This is a genomic window from Brevibacillus laterosporus LMG 15441 (assembly GCF_000219535.2).
Lineage (GTDB): Bacteria > Bacillota > Bacilli > Brevibacillales > Brevibacillaceae > Brevibacillus_B > Brevibacillus_B halotolerans.
In genome coordinates this window covers 323,634-345,760 of sequence record NZ_CP007806.1, presented here as the reverse complement: position 1 = coordinate 345,760, position 22,127 = coordinate 323,634, and the positions used below count along the sequence as shown (strand labels likewise).

Here is a 22,127-nt window from a genome sequence, read left to right as displayed (position 1 = left end):
TTCATTAGCGTATCGACAGCCACTCGGCAACAGGACCAAGAGCAATCACAGGGAAGAATGTTAACGCACCTACAATGAGTACCGTAGCAAGCAAGATGCTCATGAATACTGTATTATCCGTGCGGAAGGTACCGATGGTTTCCGGCACAGGTTTCTTCATCATTAGGGAGCCTGCTACCGCTAGCATTAAAACAATCGAGAAATAGCGTCCAAATAACATGACCAGGCCCGTTGAGATATTCCAGAATGGCGTATTATCAGATAGGCCCTCAAAGCCCGAACCGTTATTAGCTGCTGAAGAAGTAAATTCATATACCACTTGAGAAATTCCATGGAAGCCAGCATTTGAAATAGAGCTTGTTCCCAGTTCGCTAGCCAAAGCAATCGCAGATGGAGCTAGGATGATTAACGGATGAATCAAAATAGCGATTGCGATTAATTTCATCTCTTTACTTTCAATCTTGCGCCCCAAATATTCTGGTGTCCGCCCTACCATCAAGCCTGCTAAAAATACAGCCATAATGGCATACATCAAAATGTTCATTGTGCCGACACCATCTCCGCCAAACACACAATTTAGCATCATCTGAGCTAACGGAACCATCCCGCCAAGTGGCGTTAAGGTATCATGCATGTTATTAACCGTTCCTGTAGTAGCCGCTGTGGTTACCGCAGTAAATAGAGCCGACTGTGCAATACCGAAGCGAACTTCTTTCCCTTCCATGCTGCCATTCTCCTGAGACAGCCCCGCTTGAGCTAACGCTGGATTTCCATTCGATTCCGCAACATATACAATCGTCAAGAAAGTTAAAAACATCAGGAACATAGCACTAAATATCATAAGTCCTTGTTTTTTATTGCGTGCCATAGCACTAAAAGTAAACGGTAAGGAAGCCGGGATGAGAAACATACATAAGATTTCAATAACATTGGTTAAAGGTGTAGGGTTCTCAAAGGGATGTGAAGAGTTAACTCCAAAGAATCCTCCTCCGTTTGTACCAAGGTGCTTAATGGATTCCATGGAAGCCACAGGTCCACGAGCAATTTGTTGTTCCGCACCCTGTAAAGTAGTAGCAGTCACTGTTGGACTCATCGTTTGTGGCACCCCTTGAGCTACCAATAATAAAGTAACAACCACGGCCAAAGGCAATAACACGCGGGTATGTGCCCGAATCAGGTCTACGTAGAAGTTGCCAATCTGCTTTTGTCCTGTAATTCCTCTCATAAAGGCCATCACAACCGCAATACCAGTGGCAGGCGTTGTAAACATCAAATAGATAATAACCGTCATTTGGGACAGGTAGGACAAGCCTGACTCTCCACTATAATGCTGTAAGTTCGTATTTGTTAAAAAGCTAGCTACTGTATTAAAGGCAAGCAGCGGTTCCATGCCATCAATCCGACTAGGATTCCCCGGCAAAAATCCCTGAAGTCTAACAATGAGATACCCAATGATAAACATGACAAGATTGCTAAGTAATACTGCTCCTGCGTACTGTTTCCATGTCATTGCTCTCACTTGAATACCAGAAGCTTTATATATAATTCGCTCGAATCTACCGAATATTCGATCTACCTTAGTTGCCTCCCATGAAAAAGCTTGCGCCAAGTAACGACCAAATAAAATGGCTAGGATCAGCAACATTCCTAATACTGCGGCAATTTGCAACAAATCCACAACAGTTCCTCCTAACGTTTCTACAGTTTACAGTTGGTACTATTAATACTTTTCAGGACGAATTAATGCATCGATGAGGTAGAGAATAACCCCTGTAACGATGATCATGAGTATAGTCACCGCTCTTCTCTCCCTTCTTCTGTTACCACCTTGTCACAGAATGCCATCGTTCCAAAAAATAGACTGAATGCACCTGCCACCAGTAAAATCGCAACAATATCCATCCTTTTTTCCTCCTCTGCCAACTGTCTGATCAACGTTCGACAATCTGTGGTTCCCCTGTGCTCTCCCTTTCATTTGAAGTCCACCTTGGAACAAAAAATAGACCAATGCTTGCTCCTATCCAAACGGTAAAAAGAACATGATACAAACCGTAAGTCACAGCCTATCCTAGCGAAGCTTACCTATTGCCTCACCAGAGCCTGCCTACTCATTTGTTATAATGTTCAACCGTCAAAAAAGAAGCACTCATTGGTCTACCTAACGCCCAGCTAGCCATCGCTCTCTTTGCGTTCTGTCTCCCTAATCCTCTTTCGTACAGTTGTACGTATGATGTTTGAAATAAATGTAAGCAAAACAAAAAGACCTACGCTTTTTAGCTCTGAGGGAAAAAGAAAAAACCCCTCAATAAATACAGGTGGTCTCATTGACCTCCTTCGCTTTAGCCGACGAAGTTAGCTGACGGGTAGGATGGCGAAAGAGTTACTCATCCCTTCTACATCTAGTAGAATTAACCCCAATAAAAAGTGGGTCCTCCGTTCCCGAATGCCTCGGGATTTGGCCGTTATGCTATTGGTTGCTTACGAGTCTTATTATACGTCCTTGCTTATCTTCTGTTAACAGTGATCTAGCTACAAAAACTGTCAATTTGATCTGAAATTACGCATTTCTGAGGAAACACTCTCACGTTTCCTCAGCCAATCTCATTATTTTATTTATTTTCTTTTGTTTTCTTATTTTGTACAAGCCTGTGCCTATCAACAAATTGAAAAATCTCCTCCACCTGATCAATGAAAAAAACAGGGATAGACATCTTCTGTAATGGCAGCCAGCTTACTACTGCCAGGATGTTTTGCACCTTGTCCAGCAACTCCTTGTCCTTCTCGCGCCGGATTACCACGATTTTCGGATAGGACTCCCGTTTAAAGCCTTCCACTATAATCAGCTCGGCCCCTTGTTCGCTCATCCTCGTGATAAGCTCGGGGAGTGGAACTGCTTGATTTTCCATCCAAGCGGTTTGTGTAGCCGATTGAATAGCTACCATAGGAGCTCCTGCCTGCCGGAAGTTCCATGTATCCTTTCCCTGCTGATCTAATTCAAAGTCATGCCCATCATGCTTAATTACACCCAGTCGTATTCCCATTTGTGTAAATCGCTCAATTAACTTGCATACCAATGTAGTTTTGCCTGAGTTGGAATATCCCACAAATTGAATAACAATATCTGTAGAATCCATTTGGTTTCCTTTCTTGTTCATTTGTTTTCTCCTAATGAATTTTTGCTATTCCATACTTTTTTTGCTTCTTCATAATCAGCAGGGGTATTCATATTAAACGTCGTCAGATCATCCCAGCATTCATCCGTTACTTCCTTTACAATCATCTCTTCTAACGCATGCATTACCCGGAAATCTTTCCGATCCAGAGCTACCTTCCAAATTTCTTTGGTTTGTTGATGATAAAGCGCAAATAACGGTTGTAATCGCCCGCCTGCTTTAGCTACTACAGCATTTATATCTTTATCTAAACGATCGTTTAAATTTTCGAATAAGCGTTGTACATGCTCCGTACGTAAAAATGGCAGGTCACAGGATACAACCAAATACCACTCTTCCTGTCTTACAGACATACTCGAATAAATACCGCTGATCGGCCCATGTGAAGCTACGATATCACCTGTGATAAACACTTTTGTTCCAAGCTCATTGATGTGAGGCAATCGTTTTGGATCATTCGTGACGATCACACAGGGGCGACCCAGAGGCAAAATCTGCTCCAGCATATGTAAAATGAGTGGTTTCCCCTGCCATTCCAGTAATTCTTTGGGCTTACCCATACGGCTGCTTTGTCCCCCTGCTAAAATTACAATACATAATGAATCCACCATTTTTCATCACCCCGCTTATTTTTCATACTTCTTTCATACATTTATGGACAAATGGCAAAATAGTTATGATGCTATATTCATATGCAACCGTAATTGATATACTAAGACCGTACCTTGTAACAAGTATCACTTACAAGAGAGAAAAGTATGAAGTGAGGGAAAATCTTCATGCCTGTAGAAACGAAAACCTTCGTGGATCAAATATCCCGAGCATTTTGGGAAGATATGAAACGTATGTCGACCCTCGTTGAAAGTATTCCGGGTAAGCCGTTATTTTTTGACGGAGACCCTGCTGATTATGTTTATTTGGTAGAAAGCGGTAAGGTTCGGCTATCTAAGACAAGCACAGACGGAAAAGAATTAACCCTTCAAGTATATAATCCGGGTGAGTTATTTGGGCTGTTCGGGTTATTTAATTCATCCCTGTGTTATAGCGCTACTGCCGTTGTCCTACAGCCCGGTGAATTACGAGTCATCTCTCGCGCGTCCCTAGAAGAGCTCCTTACGGCAAACGGAGCCTATTGTGTAGAGTTCCTACGTTGGATGAGTCTTGAGAACCGCCGTATGCAATCTAAGTTCCGCGATCTTTTATTAAACGGAAAAACAGGTGCGCTCTATTCAACTCTCATTCGCATGTGTAACACATACGGCCGTCAGCTTCCAAACGGTATCCTGATCGATCTATCACTGACCAATAAAGACTTAGCTCAATTTATTGGACTTACACGCGAAAGTGTTAATCGGTTATTAGGTGATTTAAAAAAACTAGATGTTATTGAGCCTCTGCCAAATGGCTACATTCTAGTAAAGGACATTCACTATTTACGGGAAAAAATATGCTGTGATGATTGTCCACCAGACATTTGCCGTTTGTAGCGCATGCTTATATTCCTTTCATTTTAACGAAAGGCACGATACACAATCAAATACAAGAAGCCTGTTGAACAACTCAACAGGCTTCTTTTTTTATTCTTCGATATCTTATTCAGCAATGTAAGACCATTTGTAATCGACGAAACCAAGTGCATCAAGCAATACGCCTTTTACTTTGTCATTTTGAATCCAGTTTTGTGTACGGTAGTAGATTGGAATTACAGGCATTTCATCCATGATGATTTGCTCTGCTTCAGCAAACAACTGTGTACGTTTCTCTGGATTTGGTTCAGAAGCCGACTTGATTAATAGCTCCTTGTATTTTGGATTTTCCCAGTTTGTATCATTGTTACCGCCTTTTTTATCACGGTACAGCTCTAGGAAGTTAATTGGATCATTGAAGTCAGCAGACCAAGCCATACGTCCGATTTGATAGTTACCTTGGTGTAGCTTATCAATGTATACTTTCCACTCGGTATTTTCTAGTTTTACATCTACGCCCAAGTTCTTTTTCCATTGGTCTTGGATAGCTTCTGCAATTTTCTTGTTACCTTCCAACGTATTAAAGGATAGTGAAATTGAAGGCAGCTTGCTGATACCTAGCTCTTTCATACCTTCGTCTAACAATTTTTTAGCTGTTGCTGCATCGTTATCTTTAAAGTAGCCTTCTGGTTTAACAGCCATAGTTGGAGGCAGGATACCTAGTGCTGGTTGCTCTCCAGCTTGCGTAATGTTTTCTACAATCGCTTTACGATCTACCGCATAGGCAAAGGCTTTACGGATTTTTGCATTAGTAAACGGTGCTTTTTCTGTATTGAACTTGTACCAATAGATGGATGCAGTAGGCTTCATCTTCAAGGCACCCTCTGCTTTTTTGATAGGCACAACATCTGTTGGCAAGTCTCCAACTGGTTTACCTGCCCAATCCAAATCACCGTTGTCAAACATGGAAAGCTCTGTATTGCCATCATCAATCATGGAGAATTCAATTTTTTCCATTTTTACAGAATCTTTATCCCAGTAGTTTTCGTTCTTGGTCAACAAAATCTTACTCTTATGCTCCCAAGTATCTAGCTTGAACGGACCGTTACCCACGTGGGTTTTTGCATTTTTCGCCCAGTCAGGATTTTCGGTATCTACTTTTTGATTAATTGGATAGTATGTGTAGAAAGCTGTTAACTCCAAGAAGAATGGAGTAGGGTTTTCTAACGTAACTTCTAATGTGTTATCATTAATAGCTTTGATACCTACGTCTTCAAGTTTTCCTTTACCCTTATGGAATGCTTCTGCACCCTTAATGTAATAAAGCTGGTAGGCATAGCTAGATGCTGTTTTTGGAGTAAGAACGCGTTTCCAAGCATATTCGTAGTCTTTAGCAGTAACAGGGTCACCGTTAGACCACTTTGAATCACGCAACGTGAATGTATATGTTTTTAAATCATCTGAAATTTTAATATCGGATGCAACAGAATTGTGAGGCTTACCGTCTTCACCCAAACGAGTTAGACCATCAAAGGTAGAACGAACAATTGCCCCAGAAGTAGCATCTTCTGTAAGACCAGGATCAAGCGTAGGAGGCTCAGATGCAAGGTTTAAACGAAGGGTTTGATTTCCGCTTGCTTTTGAATCTTCAGACTTTTTAGATTCGTTACCAGCCGGAGCGGCTCCGTTACCGTTACCTGTACTACAGCCCGCAAGAGCAGCACCTAATACAAGAACGGAACTCATCAACACAAATATATTTTTCTTCATAGTTGTAAATCCCCCTTTTATGTTTATAACGAAAGATATGAATAAATTTTATACTAATTTTATTTTTACGTTTTATCAAATAAAACATAATTAAACATTATTAACTCTATTAAAGTAAAAACAAAAGAGTCATCACGTAAAATATGCGTAATGACTCTTTTGTACATTTTATTTTTTTTCATATCCATTTATAACTACATCTAGTTTACCTGTACTTGGGTCAATGATTAAACCATGGATTGGCACTGATGGAGGCAGTAACGGATGATTAAGGATCATATCGACGCTCTCTTTAACAGCATCTGTCACGTTATCAAAACCTCGTAACCATTTTTCCAAATTAATTCCAGCACTTTTTAATAGATGTAACGAATCTGCCGAAACCCCTCGTTCTCGCACCTTTTCTAAAAAATGCGTAGGATTAATCGCACTCATTCCACAATCGTAATGACCTACCACTATGACTTCTTCTGCTTGTAACTCATAGATAGCCACTAAGATACTTCTCATAACCGCCCCAAACGGATGAGAGACAATAGCTCCTGCTGTCTTAATAATCTTGACATCTCCATTTTTGACGTTCATTGCGTGAGGAAGAAGTTCGACCAGTCTTGTGTCCATACATGAAATGACAACCAACCGTTTATCAGGAAACTTGGTTGTTGTGAACTCCGTATATCTCTGATTTTCTACGAACTTTTTATTGTAATCTAAAATCTCTTCAAGTTTTCCCACGCTTCTTCACCTCGACTTTTCTCTCAATTTGGCCTGCCCATTTTCTTAGATGCTGCACGTATTGGTAGGTTTTTTTGTACCTTATTATTTTCGTGATTTATCTGTCCAATCCCTTTTTGTAGATAAAATAACTACAACTGCGTAACAGTTTGATAGATCAAAAATATATTTAACGCAATAATGACACCACTTATCAGCCACGCAATAGCAGTAACCCACTTCTTATTAACAAACTCACCCATTTTAGCCTTGCTACTGGTAAATTGCACAAGAGGAACAATCGCAAAGGGGAGCTGAATCGACAAAATGACTTGACTTAATATGAGTAATTCTGTGGTTCCCTTTTCTCCGTATAGGGCTGTAACAATCACCGTCGGAACAATCGCAATCAGACGAGTAATTAAACGTCGCAGCCACGGTGTTATGCGAAAATGAATAAAACCCTCCATGACAATCTGACCAGCCAATGTACCCGTTAAAGTAGAATTTTGACCAGAAGCTAGCAAGGCTACCCCAAACAGGATACTCGCTGCTGTTGTTCCAAGCACAGGAGTCAGCAAATAATAAGCGTCACCAATCTCAGCTATATCTGTCATGCCAGCCTGGTGAAACGTAGAGGCTGACAAAATCAAGATAGATGCATTGATAAACAAGGCAAAGAATAAAGCAATCGTTGAGTCCAAACGAGCATATTGAATCGCTTCCCGCTTACCAGTCTGCGTCCGTTCGAAGTCACGAGTTTGGACAATAGAGGAGTGCAGATACAGATTATGCGGCATGACAGTTGCACCAATAATCCCAATCGCGATATAGAGCATCGCAGGATTTGTTACGACTTCCGTACGCGGGATAAATCCTTGCATGATCTCGCTGATTTGAGGCTGAGCCAATAGGATCTCAACTCCGAAGCACACCCCAATGGTACCGATCAACGCAATAACAATAGCTTCTATATAACGGAATCCTTTATTTTGTAAAAACAATACTAACAGCACATCAATAGCAGTAATCAACACCCCATACAATAACGGAATGCCAAATAGCAAATTCAATGCAATTGCTGATCCAATCACCTCTGCTAAATCACAAGCTGCAATGGCGATCTCGCACAGAACCCATAAGACCATTGCTACTGGCTTGGAATAGTGATCCCGGCAAGCCTGAGCTAAGTCCCGACCTGTTACGATTCCCAGCTTTCCTGCGAGGGCTTGTAAAAACATTGCCATAATATTAGAAAGAAGAATCACCGACAATAGCGTATAACCGAACTGGGAACCTCCCGCCAAATCAGTCGCCCAATTTCCAGGGTCCATATATCCTACAGCAACCAGATAACCTGGTCCCGCAAAAGCTAAAAATTTACGAAATTTGGACGCATTTTTGGGTACACGCATGGAACTGTGCACTTCTTGTAAGGAAGGCTGGGTAATCCCTTTTCTCCATCCTTTTCCCTGCTCTGATGCTACCGCTTCGTGATGTTGATCAGTCATTTGAGATCACTCCCTTCCCAGCTTACCTCTTTTATTTACATGTACTTGTTATGCTGTCTTCCCTTTTCCCTTAACAACCGCCTTTTTTGCACTAAGGAAACTTTGTAATAATTATTATAAACACCTCATTTGAAATGTAAATAGCCCACGCCTTCATCCTATTCACAAAAAGGGATTTCTGTTTGTTGTTTCCCTAACATAAATGGGCTATACTAAAATGGGAATAAATTCTTATCACTACTTCGTATAGAAAGAAGGGGAGTGTAGCAATGAATAGAAAGAAAATCGCCGGACTATTTCTACTATTGGCTCTTATCATAAATACATTGGCTGTCCTTACTATTGGATTTGTGGCCTATACCAGCGGAAGCGCATCATCCCAAGATATTATGAATATCTTCTTTGTCTATAACACATCTGGCGTTCCCTTTTATTTCATCCTATTTATCATTTGGATAAACAACAATGAAGGACACCATTATCAAGAATAGTCCATTTTTTCAGCAGTGAGGCCCCTACCCAAGCACTTTATTTATGGAAACATAGGATAAAGTACATCTTATTGGGAGGGATTAGACCATGAGTATTTTCAACGGATCAAACAACTTTGAAATTATCTTGGTTCTATTTATTCTATTGGTAATTATTGCTTGCTGTTGTTGCAATAGGTAGGTAATATAGATTGCAAAAGTATAACCTTGACTGATCATAGGCACACAGCAACGTCTAGAAGTGTTTTGTAACGAAAATAATCAAGCATGTTTATTTATGTATAACAAAAAATCCAGGGTACAATCACCCTGGATTTTTTACTTTGGATTCATTAAGAGCCTTGTAGGCGTAGAGATGTATCTATTTCCTCGTCTCCTAATCGTTTCATAAAGCTTTGACGCCAACTAGCAGATAATGCTTCTACCTTCAAAATTTGCTTTATCGCTTGTTTATTCTTTTTATCGTGGTGCATGATTTGATTAGCAAATGCAATCGAAATGCCATCAGGATCTTTTTCAACCAATGTCATCGTGTCTTCTTGTGAAATCTCTCCCTCTTGTAAAACCCGCAGATAAAAACCCGTATAGCCTGTATTCTGTACTTGTACCGCCAGATCAATTACATCATAGCGCTTTGCTAATTTATGACATGGCTGTCTTGGCTGAGTGACTTGTACCACAGCACCACCAATCCGGTAAATATCCCCAATACAAACCTCATCCTCAAGCAATCCTTCTATGGTTAAGTTTTCTCCAAAGGCAGAGGCCGGCAATGCCTTACCCAGTGCCTTCTCCCAATAAGGATAGTGCTCGGATGCATAAACGCATACGGCTTTATCTACCCCGCCATGATACTTCAAATCGGCTTGAGCGTCCCCCTGTAATTGGGTTTTCGAAAGATAGAGAGGCCCTGTTACTGGTTGTTTACATATGCTTGTTACTACCTCTTTTCCTTTATAAGGAAGAACTTGAGGTTGTCCTACATTTACAGAAAGAATTCTGACTTGTACCTGCGACATGGTGTTTTTCCTCCTCGGCTTTCTACTATTATCCATTATACAATGGTATGTAGCCCTACATCAGCTTGTTTTTATGTTCCGCACAGCCATGACAACGTAAACAGCACCTAACCCCCAGGTGATCGGGCCAATAGGAACAGGCCATGCAGCTAACACTAGAATCCCTTTAATTAGGAAAGGTACTGTCAGACTGAAGATCGCTAGTTTAAACGCTTGACCAAATGTTAATTCCTTTTTCTGAAGATTGCTGATAATGTATGCCAAAATACCAAGAATAAATGCAGTAAACATCGTGCTAAAAATCATGTAAATAAAGATACCTGCAAATATAGTGGCCCAGATTGTCGTTTCCTTGGTTATAAGCCAATCAACTAGTTCCGTAAATTCTTGCTTGCTTATGTCACGTAAACCAGAATTCATATAATTTGTTTCGCGTACAACAACACCCTTTTCCATAAATGTTGCCTTTACCTTCCCAAAAATAACTACATACGAACCTTTGGGATAATTCTCTGCTTTTACTTGATTGTTAGGGTCAAAGATAAACATTTTGTTAGGCGAATAAATCGGCTGATCAGTCTGCATGTTTAACACATCATCTTTAAAGGTAAAATCCGGTGTGCTGTTTAGTACAGCCTGTGCCTCTTTTAAAAACATGCTTGATGTCTGATAAAAACTAGAAAAAACAAACACGCTAATCAGTAAGGCAAGAAACAGGATAAATCCAAATACGACCCCAGCTTTCTTGTTTACAAGCTGGCCTAGGTTATTTGGCTTTAACAAACTAATTTTCAATGATTCAAACAATATATGACCTCCCTTTTTTGCAGGTAGATTTTATTATCTCATATCCATCTGCATAAACCTCAAAAATTAAATGATGCTTACTTGTTTATATTATAGTGGAAAAACCTTTTATTCTCCTTATCCCAAGCTAAAGGTTATCTTAATTTGACTAATAGCCTTCTTCACCAAAAGAATAATCATTTCCCCATAATATGTAAATAGTAGAATTAGCTATTATAAAACATGCTTGATTTTTTGATTAAAATGTAACATCTAAGTCTTTTGTCCGTGTTACTCTAAATGTAACGTTTTGCTTAGGAAAAGAACGGAGGAGAAAGCGTGTCATATACCATATTAATCGCCGATGATGAGAGAGAGATTGTTGAACTTTTAACGCTCTATCTTGAGAAGGAAGATTTTCATGTCATAGAAGTTCATAATGGAGATAGCGTTTTACCAGTTCTGGCTCAAAAGAAAGTGGATTTGGTCATCCTTGATATTATGATGCCTGGAAAAGATGGTTTTCAGCTTATTAAGGAGATCAGGCAAGCCTATAATATTCCCGTCATGTTTTTATCAGCACGCACGCAGGATCATGATGTGATCTTAGGTTTAGGGCTTGGGGCAGATGACTATATCACAAAACCGTTTAATCCTTTGGAAGTGATTGCACGGATTCAGGCTCTTCTTCGCCGTGTTCATGAATTTACCCTTACGGTGGAAGCTCCTATTAACCCAGAGGAGCAGCTTATTAAAATTGGGGAGATGATCCTAGATAAAGCGAGCTGTCTCGTCTATCGAAATGAGGAAGCTATTTCACTGACTTCTATCGAATACAAAATACTAGAACTCTTGATGGTTAATGCCGGTCAGGTTTTTACCAAAAAGAAAATTTATGAAGCGGTATGGGGCGACTTCTATGCCAATGATGATAATACCATCATGGTGCACATTAGCAAATTACGTGAAAAAATCGAGGATGATCCGAAACAACCCACTTATATAAAAACCATTCGAGGATTGGGGTATAAATTTGAAAAAATGGTTGAAGCCTAAAAAATCGCGTAGCCTCTATACCTCTCTCATCCTTGATTACTTTGTTTTTAATTTTTTTCTTTTGGTTGTTCTAATCGGACTTGCTATCTATCTTCTCAATGCTACCTTCAATCATATCGAAAGTATGGATATTGTTGATGTAAAAATTGAGGCTTCTAATTACAAGCAGGAGGATCAACGTAAGGAGCTCCTTCCGCAATTAACAAGTATTGGAGGCTGGTTGGAACACCTCAATGCCAATAAACAACTGGTTCGGGTATACGGCAACAAGCTAGATGATCATAAGTCCTATTCCGAGAATCAGTTATTCGATCTGTTGCAAAATCATGAACAACAGCCCTATTACTACTCGATGTACCAGAATACTCTTGATCCAAAAACACCGTATTTATTATTAAAGATACCCAGAAACAATATCCTTGTGTCTAAGGACTTTGAACAGATCGATATTTTCGACCCATTTGCGAAAAGCTTTATGACTTATTTAGGCATGTTTGGTTTCATCATGCTGATTTTCATTGTGCTGTATATTTACTGGACAGCTCGTCGTATTAAAGCTCCGCTGATTATTATTTTAGACGCGTTGAAAAAAATGACAGATGGAGACTATAGTACCCGTATTCACCTAAAGGCTGAGCATGAATTTGTACAAATCCGTGATACCTTTAACTATATGGCGGATGTACTGGAAGAGACACGCCGTGAAAATGAAATCCTAGAAAAGGGTAAGCAGAGGATGTTAATGGATATCTCCCATGACTTAAAAACACCAATCACCAGCATTCAGGGATATGCTAAAGCCTTAAAGGAAGGAATGGCCACGGATGAGGAACGAAAACAGCGCTACCTAGAATATATCTATCAGAAATCAATCCGGGTAAATCACCTTATTAATAATCTGTTTGAGCTACTTAAATTAGACGCTCCTGATTATCGACTGCATTTACGTTTAGAAGAGATTACAGAGTTTATCCGTGATATGGTTGTTTTGCATTATACAGAAATGCTGGATAAACAATTTCATTTGCAATTAGACATACCGGAACGAGAAATCTATCTATATTTTGATCGGATTCAATTAACTCGTGTATTAAGTAACTTATTGGTGAATGCGATTAAGTACAATCCCGTAGGAACAACCATGCGTATATCATTGTCAGAGGAAAAATACTATGTGGTCATTAAGATTGCGGACAATGGAATTGGAATTTCAGAAGATATTAAGGAAAATATTTTCGAACCATTTGTCCGGGCTGATTCCTCCCGTGCTAGTGAAGGAGGAACAGGCCTTGGCTTATCTATTGCTAAGCGGATCGTGACCAAGCACGGAGGTACAATCAAGCTTACCTCCACTGATACCGAAGCAACGGTTTTTGTTATACGTTTACCCAAGCCACTTACCTAATGTCTCGAAACAAAAAATCGGCAGAGTTCTTATCACTCTGCCGATTTTTTTCATATAGATGATGCTTATTTCTCAATGGAAATGATATTTTTTTCCCCACGTTTTACCAAAGCGCCCGGTTTAACAATAACTTGCTCCCCTTCTTGCAAGTTGGTAAAAATAATTGGTGTAATCACAGAAGGTACTTTTTCCGCTACCTCTGCTAGTTGAACACGCAGTAATGGCTGTCCTGCTGTAACCTTGTCTCCTTCTTGAGCTAGAGCTTCAAAGCCCTCACCCTCTAGCTTCACCGTATCAATTCCAAAGTGAATCAGAATTTCACGTCCATCATTTGCAGCAATACCAATCGCATGCTTAGTTGGGAAGAAGGTAACAATTGTTCCATCCACAGGAGATACAACCTCTCCATTAGTTGGTTCAATAGCAAAACCATCTCCCATCATCTTTTGAGAGAAGACCTGATCAGGTACATCCTTTAGCTCTAGCATTTTACCTTCTAATGGTGAAACAAAAACCGTAGCAGTGCTTGTCTGCTCAGAGACAGCTTGTGGTGCTGGCTGACTTGCAGGCTTCTCAACCGGCGTGCGCCCAGCCATTACATCCTTGATCTGTTCCTTCAATTGGTCAGATTTTGGTCCAAAGATCGCCTGAATATTGTTTCCAACCTCCAGAACCCCTGCTGCACCAAGCCTTTTTAATTGTTCCTTATCTACATGCTTACTATCATTAACAGATACGCGCAAACGAGTAATACACGCATCTAGGTTACTAATATTAACGCTACCGCCCAACGCTTCCAATACACCTGCGGCCAATCCAGAGGTTTGGGTATTACTAGCCTGAGTCTCTATCTCATCCTGGCGACCAGGTGTTTTTAGATTCCACTTGAGAATAGCAAAACGGAAGCCAAAATAATAGATAACTGCAAGCACCAAGCCTACTGGAATCACTAACCACCATTGTGTTTTGTTTGGTAACACCCCAAATAGCAAGTAGTCAATAATTCCGCCAGAGAAGGTCATTCCAATTTTTACATTGAGGATTTGCATGACCATAAAGGAAAGCCCCGCAAAAACTGCGTGAATAGCAAACAATACTGGTGCTACGAATAAAAATGAGAATTCAATTGGCTCTGTAATCCCTGTCAAAAAGGCAGTAAGCGCAGCCGATCCCATAATCCCGGCTACCATCTTTTTGTGTTCAGGACGTGCGGTATGATAAATGGCCAAAGCCGCCGCTGGCAATCCGAACATCATAAACGGATACTTCCCTGTCATAAATGTTCCTGCTGTTAACTGTACATTATCCTTCACCTGAGCAAAGAAGATCGCTTGATCTCCGCGAACAAGTTGTCCAGCTTTGTTTACGTACTCTCCAAACTCAAACCAGAATGGTGAATAGAAGATATGATGCAAACCAAACGGAATAAGAGAACGTTCGATAAGACCAAAAACAAATGCAGCCACGGTTGGATTGGAATCCAACATCACATGTGAGAATGCATTAAGAGCTGATTGAATTGGCGGCCAAATAAAGATGAGTACAAGACCTGTTATTAAAGCAGCGACCGCTGTAACGATCGGTACGAATCGTTTTCCCGCAAAGAAGCCTAAGAACGGCGGTAATTCTATGTTATAAAACTTCCGGTACAGATTAGCCGCTATAACCCCCATAATAATCCCACCGAAAACACCTGTTTGTAGGGTAGGGATTCCAAGCACCATTGCGTAGGCTTTATCATTCTGCGCCATTTCGGCAGTTACACCAAGGAAGACACCCATAACCTGATTCATAATTAAGAAACCAATGATTGCAGCTAGCCCAGCTACCCCTTCACCACCTGCTAATCCAATGGCTACCCCAACTGCAAATAAGAGCGCTAGGTTTCCAAAAATAATGGAGCCAGCCTCTTCCATAACTTTTGCGACTAATTGAATCGCTGGTCCTGATAAAAATGGTAATTGCTCCAGCAAGGCCGGATTTTGCAAAGCATTACCGAATGCTAGGAGAATCCCTGCGGCTGGTAGGATGGCAACTGGAAGCATAAGTGCCTTACCTACCTGTTGCAACACCCCGAAGATCTTTTTGAACATGTACGAACCTCCTTTACTTCAAAACCCCATTTTCATAGCTGACTTGGTTATTTGAAGTATGCCTATTGGACAAACCTACTATGTAAGGAACCAAAAAATAATAATTTGAATCTTTTAGAAACCTACGTAATAGAAAATTTGTCATTTTAAAACATAAAAGAGTTTCAAATAAAAAACAAGATGTCTACGTCAAAAAAATAAGAACAATTGCATGTTTTGTTCAAAAAGTTAATAAAAAAACCCTATTATAAGCAAAAAAAGATGTTCCCTCTCACACAAGGGTCCATCTCTTTTTCAACAGTTATAGATTTTCTTACTACTAGATCACTCTGTATCCAATTAGCACTACAATCACTAGCAATACTAATGAGCCAACAAAGAAAATAAAGTTCGGCTTGTGTTTATCTGCACGTACCAGTGCCATCTCCATCAAGCCGATGGTACAGACACCCAAAAGGCCTTTTATGATGAATCGGATGTCGCTCAGATAAAACTTGAATAAGAGCATAGCTCCAAATACAACGATTATGATGTACATAAGTCGCAGTATCATATGTAGGATTTTCGCAATTTTGTTTTTATCTAATCTGTAAAATACATAGGCAAGAATTAATAATACAAGTGCAGCTTCCCAGCCACCTACATGCGATGCCAACATAGCTTCATACCTCATTTAGTAACCTCCTATGCTTTTTTCATTTCCAGCTAATCATATCATACGAATCTTACCTTTCCAAACATTCGATATCCATATGTCTGTTTTTAAAATGATAACTTTTGATCAAATGCAACGATCCTAGATAGAGATATAATTGATTCATGATGGGACTGTTGTAATTTACTATCTTTCATGCATGAAAACATAAAAAAAGACCATCTTATGTGAGGAGAAGGTCTTGACCAAATGTACATCTATGAACTTCATTTACATGAAAATATTCTAGGTTACAAACTCTCTTATTTATTAAGCTCTAAAACAACTTGCTTTCCATTAAACAAAACTTCTACTATCGCCATTACGATCTCAATTGATTTCTTCATCATTCTCATGTCTGTCATCTCCTCAGTGGTTGGTTCGTTTCTTATCTCTTGTCTTGATTGTAGTAAAAAGAAGAAAGACTCTCCATCGAATGAGATTACAAAAAGCTTACAGGTTTGTAAGCATGCTGGCGCCAGAAAACACAGGAAGACTTGTATAAATGATCTTCACATACTTTTCACAAAAAAGACTGGACTTTAAGGTTAATTAGTATTATTATTAATTTATAATTAATATAAAGTAATACAAATTACAAAAGGGAGTTGTTCTTCTATGGCACAACAAGTAATGGTAAGCAATCAAAAAGTAATTGACGTTCTTAATCGCCAAGTAGCAAACTGGAATGTTTTATTTGTAAAATTGCATAACTATCATTGGTTTGTTAAAGGTCCTCATTTCTTCACTTTACATGAAAAATTTGAAGAATTGTTTAACGAAGCAACAACTAGAATTGATGAATTGGGTGAACGCGTATTAGCTATTGGCGGTAAACCAGCAGCAACATTAACCGAATACGCAACACTTGCAACCATTCATGAAGCCTCCTGTAATGAATCTGCTGAGGAAATGGTTCAAGCAATCATCAATGACTTCCAATCCTTGATTACTGAATGTGAAAAAGGAATGGATATCGCTCAAGAGGCTGGCGATGAAAGCACTAGCGATATGTTGCTTGGTGCTATTACTGATCTTCAAAAACACGTTTGGATGTTAAATGCTTATCTTGGTAAATAAACCCTTTACCGAAATGAATTGAATAGACAAAAAAGAAGCTCTCCAGCTAGCATTGCGCTATGCTGGAGAGCTTTTTACATGCATCATCGATTCTCATTGATGTAATCTATTTTCCGAGTAACAAACTAATAAATACCACAATAATAGCTACAGGCACTAGATATTTAAGTAAGAAATACCACGCTTTAAACCAGACTACTTTACCAGTTGAACCCTGTTGTACTTCTGCTAGCAAGATATCGCGTTTCATCTTCCATGCTACAAATATAGAAATCAGTAAGGCTCCAAGCGGCATTAAGATATTACTTACCAAGAAATCCGCTGCATCAAAGAAGCTTTTGCCAAAGATGGTTAGGTCACCTAAAACTCCATATGCCAAAGCGGACGGGATTCCTAACACGAAAATCAGTAGACCTACCTTCCAAGAAGCGGAAGCACGCTTTGCCTGATTGCCCTTTGTAATCGCGGCTACACTAATTTCTAGCATGGAGAATGCAGACGTTAACGTAGCAAACAAGAACAACAACAAGAAGATGGTCAAGAAAAAGGCTCCAAACGGAATATGATCAAACACTGCCGGCAAGACCACAAACAAAAGTCCCGGACCTTCCGTAGGCTTCATTCCTAATGAGAAAACAGCCGGGAAGATCGCCAAGCCTGCTAGCAGAGAAATTACGATGGTCAAGCTTACAATGGAAACTGTGGATTTTGGCAAGCTCTCATTCTTCGATAAGTAGGAGCTGAAGGTTACCATAACCGACACACCTACGCTTAACGAGAAGAATGCCTGTCCCAATGCATATAAAATTGATTTAGAACTTAATTCGCTAAAATTGGGTTGTAGAAAGAAGGTAATTCCTTCCCAAGCCCCCGGCAACGTAACAGAACGAACAATAAGGGCAATAAAAATCAAAAAGAGTGCCGGCATCATATATTTGTTAGCTTTTTCGATCCCATTCGAAACTCCTCGGGACACAACCAAAATCGTAATCATCATAAATAAGAATTGAACCGACAACACTAGCCATGAGTCTGAAATGGTTTGACCAAATAGTTGATTATAATCCAACCCTTGGCCAAGTAATTGACCCGTAATGCTTTTTATGAAATACAGAAGAATCCAGCCACCTACAACGCTGTAGAAGGATAATAAAATAAAACAAGTTATAATACCCAACCTACCTACCCAGTGCCATGGGGTATTAGGTGCGATCGCTTTATAAGCAGAAATAGCATCTTTTCCCGTGCTTCGTCCAACTATTAGCTCTCCTAATAATAAAGGAGTACCCAGTAATAGCGTGAATAACAAAAACAGTAAGAAAAAAGCCCCTCCACCACTCGTACCAGCAACATAAGGGAATTTCCAAATTGCCCCTAGCCCAATTGCTGATCCTGCGGCAGCCAAAATAAAACCTAACTTTGAAGTCCACTGTTCACTTTTTGACATGTTTTTCTCCTCACTGCATTTGATTTCCGTACATTATAACAAACTTCACATCAAATGGTATGTTTATTTGTAAAATAATTTCGTTTCCACTTTTTTTGAAAAGATTGAACCCAGATGCAGCTTACCTTCCTAAGCTTGAGAAAACCGAAAACAACCCGGAGCTTATGTCCGGGTTGTATCTAGGATATCTAGGAGAGTAACTTACAGGATATTTATCTACTTTTAACCAGTATATCTACAGCTTCTTTAATGACCTGCTCGGGATCATTTCCCTTTTCTAATTCTTCACGTATACAATGCTCCAAATTACTCGCTACAACTAGTCCAATGACACGATCTACAGCGGTACGAACAGCCGAAAGCTGGGTAACCACATCTCGACAGTCCTTATCCTCTTCCATCATCTTCAGTACACCGCGCACCTGACCCTCTATTCGCTTTAATCTATTTTTGACGGAATCCTGATAGTCCATGCCGTTTCACCTCACCTATTTCATTATCTTTCCTCTTAAATAAACAAATTAAGTCCCGATTCCTGTGCATCGCTCAGATATGAAGCAACTCCGGCTACATCTACTCCGTCAATTAATTCTTCTTGTTTAATCCCCATAATATCCATGCTCATGGCGCACGCTACCAGCTTAACTCCTGCCGCTTGAGCATTTTTCATGAGGGTCTCTAGGGAATCTACATTTTTCTTCTCCATAACGTGCTGCATCATTTTAGTTCCCATTCCAGCCATGTTCAGCTTTGACAAGGTTAGTTTATTGGCCCCTTTTGGCATCATCATTCCAAACATTTTTTCCAGTGTATCCTTCTCAACTTCCGGTGCGTGTTCACGACGCAAGATGTTTAGTCCCCAGAAAGTGAAGAACATCGTCACCTTTTTCCCCATAGCAGCCGCTCCAGATGCAATGATGAACGAAGCCATCGCTTTATCTAAATCACCACTAAATACGACCATTGTAGCTCCGGTTTTATCAATTTGCTTTTCAGCGTTGGCCTTTTGCATAGCAGCTTCTGCTATTGAGGTGGGCATGTTTGTCCCCTTTTGAATAAACACATGAGCTACTTTATTGCTATATTCGGAAGAGAGAAGGGTATTCCCTGTTTTATCGCACCACGCGGCAATATCAGCCATAAATCCAGGATCGGTGGCTTTTACTTCAATTATTTGTCCGTCTTGGGCTCCTGATACAGCCTGGAAAACCTGCATAATAGGACCAGGACATTGTAACCCGCATGCATCAATCGTAATCGCCGGACTATCTATGTTAGATGCTGATATATGGGTGCGCTTTGATTGTGATTGAGCCGCTGGAGCTACATCCTCTTTTCTTGGTTCAGTCGTTTCTTCTGTCGATTTGCCCATCCGATATGTTTTATATCCACCATCTACATTTTTTACCTGATAGCCGTATTCACTAAGCAGACGGGCCGCTAAATATCCGCGTAACCCTACTTGGCAGGATACATAGATCGTCTGATCCTTTGGCAGCTCAGCAAGGCGATTGCGTAGCTCTGGCAGAGGAATATTAATGGAGCCCTTGATATAACCCGTTTCTCTTTCAATTGGCTCCCGTACGTCAACCAGTAATCCTCCGTCTGCTACAATCTGATCTATCTCATGCCATTGCACAATATCAACTAAGCCGTCAGCAATATTGCTGGCTACATATCCTATCATATTAACCGGATCTTTAGCAGAGGAATAGGGGGGAGCATAAGCCAGCTCCAGATCAGGAAGGTCGTGAATTGTTAATCCTCCTTTTATCGCTGTTGCAATCACGTCAATGCGTTTATCGGCTCCATCTGCTGAAACGGCCTGCGCGCCGTAGAGTTTGCCTGTTGTTTTATCAAAAACTAGCTTCATCCAAATAGGCGCTCCTCCCGGGTAATATCCAGCATGAGAAGCAGGATGGACATGGATGGCTGTATATTCGATTCCAGCTCGCAGTAAGGTTTTTTCATTATTTCCTGTAGTGGCGACAGTAAGATCAAACACTTTCGCAATTGACGTACCAAGTGTGCCGTTATATTGAACATCGTGACCATTAATATGATCTGCTACTAAGCGTCCTTGGCGATTGGCCGGCCATGCTAGCGGTATGTGCGTCGGCTGATTATTAATATAGTCTGTTACCTCTACCGCATCGCCAATCGCATAAATGGCTGGATCATCCGTTTGCATGTGCTTATTGACACGAATAGCTCCACGTACCCCTACGGAAAGACCCGCTTCCTTTGCTAGTTGAGTCTCAGGCTGTACACCAATAGCTAAAATGATCATGTCTGTCACTAATTCACGCCCACTGCTGAGACGAACAATCCTTCCTTGATCGCCAAAAGCCTCCACTCCATCCTGCAAAAGCAGTGTAATGCCCTTAGACCGCATATGCTCGTGTACCACAGCAGCCATTTCAATATCAAGCGGTGCCATAACCTGCTTACCCATTTCGACTAGCGTAACATCAAGTCCACGCTCGGACAGATTCTCTGCCATTTCCACACCAATAAATCCGCCGCCAATCACAACGGCACGAGTAGGCTGTTGTTGATCGACATAGCTTTTAATCGCATCCGTATCTGGAACACTTCGCAATGTGAATAATTGCTTTGCCTCATCAATTCCTGGAATAGCAGGTCGTATCGGTTTTGCACCCGGAGACAGGATCAGAATATCGTAGCTCTCTTCGTAGATCTCTTTGGTTTGCAAATTGTGAATCGTAACCGTCTTTTTCTCCCGGTTAATATGAGTAACCTCGCTTCGAATGCGAATATCCATGTTAAAACGCTGAGACATTCCCTCTACTGTTTGTAAAAAGAGCTTGCTGCGTTGCTCGATGACCCCACCAATATAATAGGGAAGACCGCAATTGGCATACGAGATATGTTCACCCCGTTCAACCATAATCAGCTCATGCCGCTCACTTAGCCGACGCAATCTTGCTGCCGCTGTTGCTCCACCTGCTACTCCACCTACTATGATGATTTTCTTTTTCATAAGTTGTTGGCTCCTTTGTATGTTGAATGTCATTTCCTGTATCAAAATGAAGATACCCTATGGGGTATTAATCAAAGTAAAAAAATATCTCAACCACATTTACATGTAAAGGAGTTTTATACCCCCGTGGGTATATAATAAACCCTGATCATCTTCCAAGTCAACAGGAGATTACGCCCTTCAACGAAATAACATCTCAAGATTAAAAATAAGCTGGTAACAGGGAGAATTCGTTTCGTTACAGCGAAATATGCTACAATAAAAGCTGGGTGAAAGCCTTTTACTTTATCACAGAGGAGTTTTGAACATTATGATCATCAAATTCATTCGTCTACGGTAATGTGAGGTACAGTTCATGTTATTCTCAACCATTTTTTTAAAAATGGCTTGGGTTTATTTGACTGTGCCTTTTTTCATT

20 protein-coding genes and 1 riboswitch are annotated in these 22,127 nt (G+C 40.4%); of the genes, 6 read left to right on the top strand and 14 right to left on the bottom strand.

Annotated features, from left to right (window positions below; all coding sequences use genetic code 11):
• Positions 1-4 precede the first annotated feature (4 nt).
• The 4 genes from kdpA to mobA form a co-directional block, all read right to left on the bottom strand.
• Complete coding sequence (gene kdpA / locus BRLA_RS01755; RefSeq protein ID WP_003333603.1) at positions 5-1,678, bottom strand: potassium-transporting ATPase subunit KdpA; 1,674 nt, start codon at positions 1,676-1,678, stop codon at positions 5-7.
• Positions 1,679-1,720: 42 nt separating this feature from the next.
• Positions 1,721-1,786, bottom strand: coding sequence for a potassium-transporting ATPase subunit F (locus tag BRLA_RS25190; protein ID WP_081476729.1), 66 nt, complete (start codon positions 1,784-1,786; stop codon positions 1,721-1,723).
• 540 nt (positions 1,787-2,326) lie between these two features.
• A riboswitch (cyclic di-AMP (ydaO/yuaA leader) is annotated at positions 2,327-2,471 on the bottom strand.
• A 138-nt stretch (positions 2,472-2,609) separates the two neighbouring features.
• Positions 2,610-3,155, bottom strand: a complete 546-nt coding sequence (mobB, locus tag BRLA_RS01750) for a molybdopterin-guanine dinucleotide biosynthesis protein B (protein WP_003333606.1) — start codon at positions 3,153-3,155, stop codon at positions 2,610-2,612.
• The gene (mobA, locus tag BRLA_RS01745) at positions 3,152-3,784 is read right to left on the bottom strand and encodes a molybdenum cofactor guanylyltransferase (protein ID WP_003333607.1); all 633 of its coding nucleotides are present in this window, start codon (positions 3,782-3,784) and stop codon (positions 3,152-3,154) included. The genes mobB and mobA overlap by 4 nt, the downstream gene beginning before the upstream one ends.
• A 168-nt stretch (positions 3,785-3,952) precedes the next feature.
• Here mobA and BRLA_RS01740 point away from each other — a divergent pair, with 168 nt between their 5' ends.
• Positions 3,953-4,660 (top strand): Crp/Fnr family transcriptional regulator, encoded by a 708-nt coding sequence (locus BRLA_RS01740; protein ID WP_003333608.1) that lies wholly within the window; start codon positions 3,953-3,955, stop codon positions 4,658-4,660.
• Between the two features lie 105 nt (positions 4,661-4,765).
• On the opposite strand, the gene BRLA_RS01735 is transcribed toward BRLA_RS01740, so the two are convergent.
• The 3 genes from BRLA_RS01735 to BRLA_RS01725 all read right to left on the bottom strand — a co-directional run bounded on the left by BRLA_RS01735 (position 4,766) and on the right by BRLA_RS01725 (position 8,634).
• On the bottom strand, positions 4,766-6,409 hold the full coding sequence (locus tag BRLA_RS01735) for a peptide ABC transporter substrate-binding protein (protein WP_003333609.1): 1,644 nt from the start codon (positions 6,407-6,409) through the stop codon (positions 4,766-4,768).
• A 168-nt stretch (positions 6,410-6,577) separates the two neighbouring features.
• Positions 6,578-7,144, bottom strand: coding sequence for a beta-class carbonic anhydrase (locus BRLA_RS01730; RefSeq protein ID WP_003333612.1), 567 nt, complete (start codon positions 7,142-7,144; stop codon positions 6,578-6,580).
• A gap of 131 nt (positions 7,145-7,275) precedes the next feature.
• The gene (locus BRLA_RS01725) at positions 7,276-8,634 is read right to left on the bottom strand and encodes an Nramp family divalent metal transporter (protein ID WP_003333613.1); all 1,359 of its coding nucleotides are present in this window, start codon (positions 8,632-8,634) and stop codon (positions 7,276-7,278) included.
• Positions 8,635-8,903: 269 nt separating this feature from the next.
• Between BRLA_RS01725 and BRLA_RS01720 the strand changes: the two genes are divergently transcribed.
• Together BRLA_RS01720 and yjcZ are read left to right on the top strand one after the other, a co-directional pair.
• On the top strand, positions 8,904-9,125 hold the full coding sequence (locus BRLA_RS01720; RefSeq protein WP_003333614.1) for a hypothetical protein: 222 nt from the start codon (positions 8,904-8,906) through the stop codon (positions 9,123-9,125).
• A gap of 88 nt (positions 9,126-9,213) precedes the next feature.
• Positions 9,214-9,306, top strand: coding sequence for a sporulation protein YjcZ (gene yjcZ, locus BRLA_RS25185; protein WP_081476727.1), 93 nt, complete (start codon positions 9,214-9,216; stop codon positions 9,304-9,306).
• A 151-nt stretch (positions 9,307-9,457) separates the two neighbouring features.
• On the opposite strand, the gene BRLA_RS01715 is transcribed toward yjcZ, so the two are convergent.
• Together BRLA_RS01715 and BRLA_RS01710 are read right to left on the bottom strand one after the other, a co-directional pair.
• A complete protein-coding gene (locus BRLA_RS01715; RefSeq protein WP_003333615.1) occupies positions 9,458-10,144 on the bottom strand; it encodes an MOSC domain-containing protein in 687 nt (228 codons plus the stop codon).
• 60 nt (positions 10,145-10,204) lie between these two features.
• On the bottom strand, positions 10,205-10,951 hold the full coding sequence (locus tag BRLA_RS01710; protein ID WP_003333616.1) for a DUF1189 family protein: 747 nt from the start codon (positions 10,949-10,951) through the stop codon (positions 10,205-10,207).
• 318 nt (positions 10,952-11,269) lie between these two features.
• On the opposite strand from BRLA_RS01710, the gene BRLA_RS01705 reads away from it, so the two are divergent.
• Complete coding sequence (locus BRLA_RS01705) at positions 11,270-11,986, top strand: response regulator transcription factor (protein ID WP_003333617.1); 717 nt, start codon at positions 11,270-11,272, stop codon at positions 11,984-11,986.
• A complete protein-coding gene (locus tag BRLA_RS01700) occupies positions 11,964-13,391 on the top strand; it encodes a sensor histidine kinase (protein ID WP_003333619.1) in 1,428 nt (475 codons plus the stop codon). Before BRLA_RS01705 ends, BRLA_RS01700 begins: the two co-directional genes overlap by 23 nt.
• Positions 13,392-13,456: 65 nt before the next feature.
• Here the strand turns inward: BRLA_RS01700 and ptsG are convergent, their stop codons facing one another.
• Both ptsG and BRLA_RS01690 read right to left on the bottom strand, forming a co-directional pair.
• Positions 13,457-15,484 carry a glucose-specific PTS transporter subunit IIBC gene (ptsG, locus tag BRLA_RS01695; protein WP_003333620.1) on the bottom strand — a complete coding sequence of 676 codons (2,028 nt, stop codon included), beginning with the start codon at positions 15,482-15,484 and terminating at the stop codon, positions 13,457-13,459.
• Positions 15,485-15,803: 319 nt separating this feature from the next.
• Positions 15,804-16,157, bottom strand: coding sequence for a DUF1516 family protein (locus BRLA_RS01690; RefSeq protein WP_022585411.1), 354 nt, complete (start codon positions 16,155-16,157; stop codon positions 15,804-15,806).
• A gap of 654 nt (positions 16,158-16,811) precedes the next feature.
• On the opposite strand from BRLA_RS01690, the gene BRLA_RS01685 reads away from it, so the two are divergent.
• On the top strand, positions 16,812-17,258 hold the full coding sequence (locus BRLA_RS01685; RefSeq protein ID WP_041752459.1) for a Dps family protein: 447 nt from the start codon (positions 16,812-16,814) through the stop codon (positions 17,256-17,258).
• 106 nt (positions 17,259-17,364) lie between these two features.
• Here the strand turns inward: BRLA_RS01685 and BRLA_RS01680 are convergent, their stop codons facing one another.
• From BRLA_RS01680 to BRLA_RS01670, 3 genes are all read right to left on the bottom strand, one after another.
• The gene (locus BRLA_RS01680) at positions 17,365-18,705 is read right to left on the bottom strand and encodes a sodium-dependent transporter (protein ID WP_003333624.1); all 1,341 of its coding nucleotides are present in this window, start codon (positions 18,703-18,705) and stop codon (positions 17,365-17,367) included.
• Between the two features lie 212 nt (positions 18,706-18,917).
• The gene (locus tag BRLA_RS01675) at positions 18,918-19,178 is read right to left on the bottom strand and encodes a metal-sensitive transcriptional regulator (protein ID WP_003333625.1); all 261 of its coding nucleotides are present in this window, start codon (positions 19,176-19,178) and stop codon (positions 18,918-18,920) included.
• A 35-nt stretch (positions 19,179-19,213) separates the two neighbouring features.
• Positions 19,214-21,709, bottom strand: coding sequence for a CoA-disulfide reductase (locus BRLA_RS01670; RefSeq protein ID WP_003333626.1), 2,496 nt, complete (start codon positions 21,707-21,709; stop codon positions 19,214-19,216).
• Positions 21,710-22,127: the final 418 nt, after the last annotated feature.